The sequence below is a fragment of the Pseudohalocynthiibacter aestuariivivens genome, assembly GCF_018457175.1.
GTDB classification, from domain to species: Bacteria; Pseudomonadota; Alphaproteobacteria; order Rhodobacterales; family Rhodobacteraceae; genus Pseudohalocynthiibacter; species Pseudohalocynthiibacter aestuariivivens.
The window spans coordinates 197,866-208,112 of the sequence record NZ_JAGFNU010000008.1 but is presented as its reverse complement, the minus strand read 5'-3'; the positions used below and the strand labels follow the sequence as shown (position 1 = coordinate 208,112).

General features: G+C 55.0%; 10 protein-coding genes and 2 tRNA genes. 5 read left to right on the top strand and 7 right to left on the bottom strand.

Annotated features, from left to right (window positions below; all coding sequences use genetic code 11):
- The coding region (locus J4E70_RS13295) for an IS30 family transposase (RefSeq protein WP_213890102.1) at nucleotides 1-656 on the top strand (656 nt) is incomplete at its 5' end.
- A 113-nt stretch (nucleotides 657-769) separates the two neighbouring features.
- Here the strand turns inward: J4E70_RS13295 and J4E70_RS13290 are convergent.
- Complete coding sequence (locus tag J4E70_RS13290) at nucleotides 770-1,588, bottom strand: DUF2189 domain-containing protein (protein ID WP_213890101.1); 819 nt, start codon at nucleotides 1,586-1,588, stop codon at nucleotides 770-772.
- Nucleotides 1,589-2,026: 438 nt separating this feature from the next.
- A tRNA-Met gene (locus J4E70_RS13285) sits at nucleotides 2,027-2,103 on the bottom strand.
- A 412-nt stretch (nucleotides 2,104-2,515) separates the two neighbouring features.
- Here J4E70_RS13285 and J4E70_RS13280 point away from each other — a divergent pair.
- From J4E70_RS13280 to J4E70_RS13265, 4 genes are read left to right on the top strand one after another with little or no spacing between them, the layout of a single operon-like run.
- Nucleotides 2,516-3,277 (top strand): energy-coupling factor ABC transporter ATP-binding protein, encoded by a 762-nt coding sequence (locus J4E70_RS13280; RefSeq protein ID WP_213890099.1) that lies wholly within the window; start codon nucleotides 2,516-2,518, stop codon nucleotides 3,275-3,277.
- Nucleotides 3,252-3,848: an energy-coupling factor transporter transmembrane component T family protein gene (locus J4E70_RS13275; protein WP_213890097.1), complete on the top strand. Its 597-nt coding sequence runs from the start codon at nucleotides 3,252-3,254 to the stop codon at nucleotides 3,846-3,848. Before J4E70_RS13280 ends, J4E70_RS13275 begins: the two co-directional genes overlap by 26 nt.
- A gap of 18 nt (nucleotides 3,849-3,866) precedes the next feature.
- On the top strand, nucleotides 3,867-4,412 hold the full coding sequence (locus J4E70_RS13270; protein ID WP_213890095.1) for a biotin transporter BioY: 546 nt from the start codon (nucleotides 3,867-3,869) through the stop codon (nucleotides 4,410-4,412).
- The gene (locus J4E70_RS13265) at nucleotides 4,409-5,092 is read left to right on the top strand and encodes a nitroreductase (RefSeq protein ID WP_213890094.1); all 684 of its coding nucleotides are present in this window, start codon (nucleotides 4,409-4,411) and stop codon (nucleotides 5,090-5,092) included. Before J4E70_RS13270 ends, J4E70_RS13265 begins: the two co-directional genes overlap by 4 nt.
- Here J4E70_RS13265 and J4E70_RS13260 read toward each other — a convergent pair.
- From J4E70_RS13260 to J4E70_RS13240, 5 genes are all read right to left on the bottom strand, one after another.
- A complete protein-coding gene (locus J4E70_RS13260; protein WP_213890089.1) occupies nucleotides 5,089-6,195 on the bottom strand; it encodes a thiolase family protein in 1,107 nt (368 codons plus the stop codon). The two genes, J4E70_RS13265 and J4E70_RS13260, sit on opposite strands and share 4 nt — an antisense overlap.
- Complete coding sequence (locus J4E70_RS13255) at nucleotides 6,192-7,484, bottom strand: AMP-binding protein (RefSeq protein ID WP_213890087.1); 1,293 nt, start codon at nucleotides 7,482-7,484, stop codon at nucleotides 6,192-6,194. The genes J4E70_RS13260 and J4E70_RS13255 overlap by 4 nt, the downstream gene beginning before the upstream one ends.
- A gap of 112 nt (nucleotides 7,485-7,596) precedes the next feature.
- Nucleotides 7,597-7,671 (bottom strand) — tRNA-Glu (locus tag J4E70_RS13250).
- A gap of 263 nt (nucleotides 7,672-7,934) precedes the next feature.
- The gene (recJ, locus tag J4E70_RS13245; protein ID WP_213890085.1) at nucleotides 7,935-9,683 is read right to left on the bottom strand and encodes a single-stranded-DNA-specific exonuclease RecJ; all 1,749 of its coding nucleotides are present in this window, start codon (nucleotides 9,681-9,683) and stop codon (nucleotides 7,935-7,937) included.
- Nucleotides 9,680-10,243, bottom strand: a complete 564-nt coding sequence (locus J4E70_RS13240; protein ID WP_213890084.1) for a cysteine hydrolase family protein — start codon at nucleotides 10,241-10,243, stop codon at nucleotides 9,680-9,682. Before J4E70_RS13240 ends, recJ begins: the two co-directional genes overlap by 4 nt.
- Between the last annotated feature and the right edge of the window lie 4 nt (nucleotides 10,244-10,247).

The window sequence follows — 10,247 nt, the reverse complement described above, 5'->3', positions numbered from 1 at the left end:
CGCATGAAACGATCTACCGCAGCCTTTATGTGCAGACCCGTGGTGTTTTGAGGAAGGAATTACAGCAGTGTTTGCGCAGCCCGCGTGCCATTCGACGGTCACGGCATGCGACCCAGAAAGGGCTAAAGCTGCGCAAGATCAAGGATGCGATCCCGATCAGTGAACGCCCTCCAGAGGTCGAGGATCGGGCCGTGCCGGGGCACTGGGAAGGCGACCTGATCGTAGGGTCCAACAACAGCTACATCGCCACACTGGTCGAGCGTCATTCCCGGTTTGTGATGCTGGCCAAAGTCGAGAACAAGGACACCCAAAGTGTCATCACAGCCCTGATCAAGCAGGCCCGCAAGCTGCCCAAAGAGCTGTATCGGTCACTGACCTGGGATCGCGGCTCTGAGATGGCAGGGCATGCGAAGTTCACCATAGCCACAAAGATCGACGTCTTCTTCTGCGATCCGCAGTCACCTTGGCAACGCGGTAGTAACGAAAACACCAACCGGTTGCTTCGCCAATACTTCCCGAAAGGCATTGATATATCGGGCTTTAGTCAAGCCAAACTCAGCGCCGTCGCTCGTCAACTCAACGAGCGACCTCGAAAGACCTTGCAATACCAAACGCCAGCAGAGAAATTTGAAGCATGTGTTGCGGCGATCAGTTGAAACCACACCTCACACCCGCCGTTCGCTGCACTCAACACGAACGTCCGCAATGGGCCGGTCTCTCCCTGCGGATGAAAGAAACGCGCAGCTACTCAAGGTGATGACTGGATAGATCACCCCTCCGCTGATGACACTGCCCGCTGATAGAGATGCCATGTGGTGTGGCCAAGGATGGGCAGAGAGAAGATCAGGCCCAGAAACGCCGGAACAAGCGACAGCAGCATCGTGACCGTGATGATCGCCGCCCAGGTGAGCATGACCACCGGGTTCTCCTTAACAACGCAAACGGACGTGAGCATCGCGGAAATGAAATCCATTTCTCGGTCAAGCAGCATGGGCATGGCGACGACCGTCACAGTGAACAATGCAGCCGACAGAATTGCGCCTGCGCAGGTGCCAATTGCAAGGAAGGTCCAGCCCTGCGGTGTGAAGAAAACGATGTTCAAAAACTCGTCAAAATCCGAGAAGGATGAATCCTGCAGGATGATCGCCAGCCAAAGCCGAACTTGGTATGCCCACACCCAAAAAATGAACAGGGTGACAAAGGCCATCCAGCCCATTTCGCGCTTGCGTTGATTGGCCACGACGGTGAGGATTTCAATCCAGCCGAAACTCTCTCCCTTCTGTAATCGGCGGGACATTTCATATAGCCCTGCGGCGGCGAAAGGCGCGACTAACGGAAAGCCTACAACGGCGGGAATGATCATCCAGATCTTGCCAAGCCAGACCAGAGTCCAAATAAATAGGATTCCGAAAATCGCATAGAACAGGCCGAAGAAGCCGCTCATGAAGGGACGCGCCAGAAAGTCGGAAAACCCGGCCTTCAGCGACGCGGTAATATCACCCGCAGTCACCTTGTTAACCTCGGGCATGGTCGGCTGCTGAGGCGTCAGATTGTCCGGTGGCGTAGAACCTGCGGTCTTGGATGCCATAACACACTCCTCCCTATGTACGGCAACGCGCTGGTCCGTTTGCCAACAGACCCAGCAGTGAAACAGATATCCCTTCTCCACATACGAGTTTGTATCAGGGGAGGCATAAGGGCAAGGGGAGGAGTATGCCAGCTAAGTCCCGAAGTGCGGTCCCAGTACTTCATTGTGCTGCGCTGTAGATCAACGACCGCTTCGGTGAAGCTGCAACGCGGCTCGAACGGTCGTGATGAATGACTGCTGTGGGCCGAGTTAAGACAGCCTTGTTGCTGAACCCCGATCGATGAAGTGGCACGAAGTTTCTACATCTACTGTGATTGCAGAACTCGGCTAGGAGGTCTTCATTTGTCTAAATGGCACCCAAACGGCACCCGAAATGAATTTCTGCTACCCGAAGGAAAGTCAAAATATTCATAACATTTTGTTAAATATAAGGAATTCTGGTAGCGGAGGAGGGACTTGAACCCCCGACACGCGGATTATGATTCCGCTGCTCTAACCACCTGAGCTACTCCGCCAGAAACGAGGCCCGATGTAGGCGAGGGGTGCGAGGCCGTCAAGAGAGAAATGCACTTTGCGGCGCTAGATGGCAACTCAAGGTCAGGCGGGCCCGAGCACGTCTGCTCGCAAAGGAAAAATTAAACCGCTTACCTGCGTCGCAAACGGCATTCCAAAACTTGTGCCCAAGACTGTCGGCTAAGCAAAGCTGACGTCTGTTTCATCAGCCATTTCTTAAATGAAAGGCTTAGAAGGCGGACCATAGTGTCCAGCGGCTCTCTGAATTCATTCATCCTGAAACGTGGCTGAAGCCCATACAAACTGTTAAATTCCTAGATTGCAGTCTGGCAAACCCCTGTTGCATTTTTTATATTCTGCTGCCATGCGTCGCGTGACATGATGATTGGCGCTATACCAGAGTGGTGCGGACCGATGTTTGAGGGCAGGGTTGAAAGATTGGGAACTGAAGGCGCAACATCTGTTGTTGAGATTTCGGATCTGACCTATGCCGTCGATGGTGCTGAAATTCTGCACAATATTTCGTTCTTAGCAGACGAAGATCGTATCGGAATTGTTGGGCGAAACGGTTCGGGGAAAACCACGCTGGTAAGGGTGCTTGCCGGGCTCATTGAACCAACCTCTGGCGTTGTCAGGGTCTGTGGTTTTGATCTTGCAAAAGACCGCAAAGCTGCGGTTCGCACTCTCGGTATCCTGTTTCAGAACCCAGATCACCAGATCATCTTTCCCACCGTCGAAGAAGAAGTTGGTTTTGGCCTACTTCAGCTGGGATTGTCGAAAACAGACGCTGCGGCCGAGGCCCACAGGGTCTTGCAATCTTTCGGGAAAACACATTGGGCCGATGTCGCGATACAGCAGCTTTCGCAGGGGCAGCGGCAGTTGGTGTGCCTGATTTCGGTGCTTGCGATGAAGCCTAAGGTCATTATTCTGGATGAGCCTTTTGCCGGGCTTGATATCCCGACCACGCGCCAGCTTGGCCGATATCTTGATCAGACCTCAGCAACGCTTATCCATATCACACACGACCCAGAGATTTTGCGCGCCTATCAGCGTGTTATCTGGCTTGAGAAGGGAGCTGTAGAAATGGACGGGGCTGCCAAAGCGGTTCTGACAGCGTTCACAAATCGGATGGAGCAGATTGGAGCAAGTGATGATATCTCTCACGTCTCCGGTTAAAACACCGTGGCATTCATGGCCCGCAGGCCTGAAGCTTGGGCTGTTATGTGTTGCGACGATGGTTTTGTTTTCATTGGAAAACGTGTTTCTTCATTTGGCCGCGTTTGCGGCGTGTATTGGTCTATACTCGGTTCCGGGATATGTTTTCCTCAAAGCTGGTTGCAAGCGGTTGGTGTTCCTTTGGCCGTTTCTGGCTGTTATTGTTATCTGGCACGCGATAACTGGCACTCCGGTTGAAGGGACAGTTATCGCGCTCCGGCTGCTCACTGCTGTCGGGCTCGCCAATCTGGTCACGATGACCACGCGCCTGTCGGATATGGTTGAGGTTGTGAAAATGCTGCTGTCGCCACTGCGGGTTTTGGGTTTGAAAACACGGCCCCTTGAGATAGCGATCGCGCTTGTCGTCAGGTTCACGCCGGTGTTGGCACAGAAGGGTCGCGATTTGACATTTGCCTGGCGCGCAAGATCGCCAAAAAAGCCAAAGTGGCAAATCATCATGCCCTTTACTCTGTTGGCAATCGATGATGCGGAACATGTGGCCGAGGCGCTTCGCGCGCGCGGTGGAATATAGGATAAAAAGGGAAGAGAAATGGAAAGAAATCTGGTAATGATCGCCCTTTTTGCGGCTCTTATCGCGGCACTTGGGCTTATCCCGAAAATCACTCTGGCATTTGGTGTTCCGATAACAGCGCAAAGCCTTGGTGTGATGTTGTGCGGTACGGTTTTGGGCTCTAAGCGGGGTGCACTTGCAGTTCTTTTGTTCTTGCTGCTTGTTGCGCTTGGTTTGCCGCTATTGGCAGGTGGACGCGGCGGTCTCGGGCTTTTCGTTTCTCCGACAGCAGGATTTCTGATTGGTTTCCCGATTGCGGCCTTTGTCACTGGTCTGATCGTTGAAAAATGGCGAAGCGCCCCGCTGACGCTTGTGGCGGGTATCGCCGCGGCGTTGGGCGGAATTGTTGTTCTTTACGTATTTGGTGTCATTGGCATGTCGATTACGTTGGATAAATCAATTAACGAGGCGACTGTACTGGTAGCGGCATTTATTCCTGGGGATGTCCTTAAAGCCGCAATCGCAGGCATGCTTACAGCCGCGCTTGCCAAGGCGCGTCCCAACAGCGTTTTGTCGCGTACATGACTGAGACAAAGACAGAGCAATTGTTGTGGCAGCGGCGCTCTGTCAGGGGATATCATGACACGCCGGTTCCGCGCGATGCAGTCACGCGAATTCTTTGCGCGGCACGGCGTGCACCAAGTGGTGCCAACCTTCAGCCGGGGCGGTTTCACGTTCTTACTGGTGCGCCGTTTGAAGGGCTGAAAGGTGCCTTGGCTTTGGCCGTCGCCGAAAAACGACCGATGGTCGCGCAGTATTCCTATTTCCCGCAGCCGATGCCAGCAGACCTGAAGGCCCGCCAAAGGACGGCGGGTTACGCGCTTTATCATGCTTTGGGGATCGAACGCCGCGATATCGCAGGGCGTAAGGCACAGTTTGACAAGAACTACAGGTTCTTTGACGCGCCTGTCGGTATTGTCGTCACCATCCAGAAAGATATGGGCAAGGGGTGTTTCATGGATCTTGGCATGTCGCTGATGGCGTTATTCCTTGCTGCTGAAGATCTTGGATATGGCACGAGCGGAATTGGCGCGGTCGCGAATTATGCGGACGTGGTGCAACAAACACTCGACCTGCCTGACGACGAACTTGTCGTCTGTGGTGTTGCGCTGGGCCGAACCGATGAAGATGCCAAGGTAAACACGGTGCGCACGGAACGCGACGAACTGAATATTTTCACGAGCTTTCGCGGGTTTGACACCTAAGCCTCAAACAACACTGCCGTGCCCAATCCGCCAGCTGCTGCAATCGCGGCCAGCCCGATGCCGTTGCGCGCAGTCAGTTCGTGGAACACGCGCACTGCCAGGATTGCACCCGACGCACCTATCGGATGCCCCCGGGCCAGTGATCCGCCACCGAGGTTGGTTACATCTTCGTTTATCCCGGCTTGCTCCACACAGGCAATCGCCTGCGCGGCGTAGGCCTCCATAATCTCGGTAACACTTATATCTGAAGGTTTGAAGTTTGCCTTTGCCAGCGCGGAATTGATGGCCGCAACAGGTGCAAGCCCGGGAAGTTCTGGTGCCGCACCCAGCGTTGCGCCATTCATGATCCGCATTCTGGGGCCATTGATTTTTGCGGCTATGTCTTCTGAGACGATAAGGCAAAAGGCTGCCGCATCCGCCGCAACAGATGTATTGGCGGTAGTGACGCTACCACTGATAACTTTTGCGCGGTCGCAAAGACCTTGGGTCAGGTTTCGTGTGTAGGCATCATGATCAAGCGCGCTATGCGCGACAATCTCGGCGCTGAGGCGTGGGCCTGCTGCCAGCGCTTTCTTGTGACTTTCTATCGCCCATGTGTCTTGTCGTTGCTTCGAAATCCCGAGTTTTTGGGCAAGCGCCTCAGCAGCCTCTGCCATATCCGGGTCACGGTTGGGCCACGGCGAAAAGGCTGGCTGGTCATAGGGCAGGGGTGGCGTGCCATCAAATGAGGTTGCATAGCGAAGCGGCCTGCGTGAATAGCTTTCCACGCCGCCTGCGACCACGATCTCGGCCTGTCCGGTCTTGATCATCGCATCGGCCAGCAACAGCGCATCAAGCCCCCCACAGCACTGTCGGTCAATGCTAAGCCCCGCAACGGTTTCTGGCAGGCCCGCCGCCAACGCAACGAGCCGCGCCGGGTTGCCACCCGCGCCAAGCGCATTTCCGGCAATCAATTCGTCCACGTTGCTTGCATCAAGGCCTGCATTTGAAAGGCACGCCCTGATCGTGGGGGCGGCAAGTTCGTGCGGCAAAAGACGAGACAGCTTGCCGCCACGCGGTGCGACAGGTGTTCTATACGCCGCTATGACAAAAGAACTTGTCATAGCGTGCCTCCCACAATTTTGCGAATTGAAGGGAGATCCGGTTTGCCCGAAGACAAGAGCGGAAAATCTGGCAGAAAGATGATTTTACGCGGGGCCTTAAGGGGGCCGAGGTTCTGGCGGCAAAGCCTAATCAAGCGGTCACGCGTTTCGGCATTTTCGTTTCCTGCGACGATTGCAACAAAGACATTTCCACGTTTTGCATCGGGGCGCGGCAGCACGCAGCAATGCGGAACAGCCGGGTCTGAAAGTAAGAACTTCTCGATTTCTTCGGGGAAGGCATTTTGATCTGCAATCGTCACCATCCTGTTTTTACGCCCCGCAATGAACAGGTTGCCCATGTCATCGAGCCAACCCATTTCGCCGACGGACAGGAACCCGTCCTGCCAAACGGTGTCTTCACTGTCGCCTTGTCCATACCCATCAAAAAGAAAGGGGCTTTTTACCCAGACCTCTCCGACTCCGTTCTTCAAGGCCATTTCCTTTTGCCGGATTTCCACGGTCACGCCGGGGTAAGCCTTGCCAACAGATCCCACCGGAGTTTCGACATCCGCGATCGTGATAAAGCTTGTTTCTGACGCGCCATAAAATTCGTGCAAAGCGGCATTGGGAAAAAGCGCAGCCGCGTTTTCGCGGGTTGCCTGATCAAGGTTGCCGCCGCCACAGAAAATAAACCTGACAGCGGGCAGGACCTGCGGACGAAGCAATTTTTCAGCGGAAAAAAGCAAGCGCAACTGGGTTGGGGTCGCGTAGAGAACGGTGGTTTCCTTTGCCGCCAGCGCCTTGATCTGTCGATCCGGGCGCAGTTGCGCCAGTATATGTATATCCGCACCGATATGCGCGGCCTCCATGACGCTATAAAGCGCAAGTGAATGGCTGAGACGCCCCAGAATGCCATAGCTGTCTGTAGGGGTTAAATTAAAGCTCGCCGCGTTGATTTCAAAACTTCTGATCCACGACAGATGGGTTCGGCGAATGTTCTTGGGTTGTCCTGTTGTGCCGGAACTCATGCATTGAAAATAGGGCGTTGCATCATCGTCAGTACGCGCCTTTGATTTTTTCCCTGCCATTACTTCCGTAACAACACTGAATTCCACGCCTTCCTCACAGGCCCGAAAGATCTGGTGAATGGCCGTCACAGGGTCAGCGTCTGAGATCAGGCAAACTTCTGACGACGCGCTGGAAATTGCCTCAGATGCAGGATCAGAAGGTTTGGAACCATCCGGCGCAACAATCCGCGCCTGGTCATGCCAGGTGAAGGACGTTGAAACATCGGAGGCAATTACTGTCATTTGCGAATTTACCCAAGTTCATTTCTATCTAGCGAAAGAGCAAGACAGATGCACTGCTAAAGAAATACAGGCTGGCCTGCATTGCATTTCTTGAAGGGCGCGGGGAAACTATTGGTACTCCCTAGGGGAATCGAACCCCTCTTTCCAGGTTGAAAACCTGGCGTCCTAACCGATAGACGAAGGGAGCACCGTTTAGTGAGCGCGTATTTAGCGAGTGGTGTTGATAGACACAAGTGAAAAATTGCAAAATCTTAGGGTGCGGAACGGTTTTTATTTTGTCTTGGTTTGGAAACTTCGGCCTACTGCTTTGGCATTTCGTTTTGGTTTAGTGAAATGGCGTCGATCCGCAGGCGCTTTTGTACAAAATGAATAGCAATCTGATTCTTCAAAGTATGTTTGTAGGCACGACGCCACGGAACCGGAATAAAACGAAACGCACTCTCGCGCTGATCAATTTGCAGAGACTGCCGCGTCTTCGAGTCTTAGCTGAACACTTTGCCGGCCACCCCATGTGTTGATCTCCAGGCGTCCGGTCAGGTGGAAACGCGCACCGTTGTGTTTTTCCAGCAGTGGGCCAAGCGGGCCATCAAATGCACCAAAGCAGATAGCATCAATCCGGGCACCCAGCCCGTCACCAAAGCTGAGCTTCAGATGCGTTTCTCCAACACGTTTGGAAAAGAGGATTTTTTGGTCAGGAAAGGCAAAGCGCGGGGCAGGGGCGCTGGCCCCGAATGGTCCGGCCCCGTCAATCATTTCGATCAGTTCAGGTGTTGCGGCGCCGGGCATCAGAACGCCGTCGAGCTTCAGGTCAGCGGGTCCTGCGTCCCCGGCACCTTGCCGCGCCAAAAGCTCTGACAGGCGCTCCATGGCAGGTTCCAGCTTGTCGCGCGCCACACTAAGGCCAGCAGCCATCTTATGCCCGCCGCCTTTCAGCAAAAGCCCCTCGGACACGAGCCATTGGATGGCAGCGCCAAGGTCAATTCCGGCAACGGACCGGCCAGAGCCTTTGCCTTCCTCCCCATCAAGGCCAATCACGACAGCGGGGCGGTTGGTGGCCTCTTTCAGGCGTGCTGCAACAATACCGACGATACCGGGGTGCCAACCTTCACCAGCGGCCCAGACAAGCGGTGCCTCTACCCCACGTTCTTCGGCCTGCGCCATGGCAACTTCCCGCACCCGGTTTTCAATTTCCCGGCGTTCTGCATTTAGCTGGTCCAACCGTTCGGCGATGGAATGCGCTTCTGCCAGATTGTCAGTCGCGAGCAGCCGTGCGCCCAGATCCGCTTTGCCAATACGACCACCTGCATTCACACGGGGGCCAAGCAGGAACCCGAGGTGATAGGCGCTGGGTGCGCTGTTCATACGGGCAACATCGGCCAGCGCGACAAGGCCGGGGCGTTTGCGTCGTGCCATGACTTTAAGCCCCTGACGCACCAGCGCGCGGTTCACCCCGATGAGTGGCGCAACATCCGCAACCGTTGCCAGTGCCACGAGATCAAGCATTGCCATCAAGTCAGGTCCGGTCGCGCCGTTTTCACGCAATTGGCGGTTCACTTCTACCAGCATCAAGAACACGACACCCGCCGCGCAAAGATGGCTTGAGGTGCCGTCTTCGTCCTGACGGTTCGGGTTCACGACGGCATAGGCAGCTGGCAGCGTTTCGCTGCCAAGGTGGTGGTCCAGCACCAGAACATCTGTTCCCGCTGCGGCCTCTATCGGTTCAAACGATAGTGTGCCGCAATCAACGCAGACAATCAGATCATGATCCTTTGCCAAGGCCTGCATTGCCGAAACGTTGGGGCCATAGCCTTCGTCAATCCGGTCTGGCACGTAAAGCGTGGCATCCCGGCCCATTGCCCGAAGCCAGCACAACAACAATGCGGCTGAACTGCCGCCATCAACGTCATAGTCTGCGAACACCGCGATCTTCTCGCCGGACTTTGCGGCCTGCAGAAAACGGGCTGCGGCGCGCTCCATATCTTTCAGGCTGCGTGGATCTGGTAACAGATCCCTAAGTTGCGGCTCCAGAAAGGCAGCCGCGTCTTCTGCGTTTACGCCACGACGCACCAGAAGACGGCATAGCGGCATTGGCAGATCAGTGGCTTGCTGCATGGCTTCTGAGAGACGATCATCTTCAGCGCTTGGCCCAATCCACTTGCGCCCGGTTGCAGAGGAACTGACGCCAAGAAACCCTGTCATGAAACACGTTCGAGAAACGACACTGTCTGCCACGCGGTTACGAATTCGCCGTGTAAGTGGGCGACGGCGCTGTCATGCACCAGTTGCGGGTCAAGCGGTGTTGCCCCCGGCTTCCACGACATATCGGCATTGCTGGAAAACGCCGCACAGGCATCTTCAACGAGCACAACCTCAAACCCATAGTTTGCAGCCATTCGTGACGTTGTCGAAACGCAATGCGGCGTGGTCAGTCCGCAGATAACCAGTTTCTGCGCACCATTCTTTTGCAGGCGGTCCAGCAGGTCCGTCCCGATAAAGGCCGAATTTACAGATTTCTCAATGATTGTTTCGCCGGGTAACGGTGTTACCTCTGGCTTGAAGGCATGACCCGGCTGGTCGGGGGCCAACGGGCTTCCCGGTGTTTCACTGGAATGGCAGACATGGATCACAGGCCAACCCTGCGCGCGCCAATGATTCAGCAGCCTCGCGGCATTCGTTTCGGCGTTCATGTTGTTTCGCTTGCCCCAGACAGGGCTGTCGAATCCGACCTGAATATCAATCAGGATAAGGGTGTCAGTCATGCCT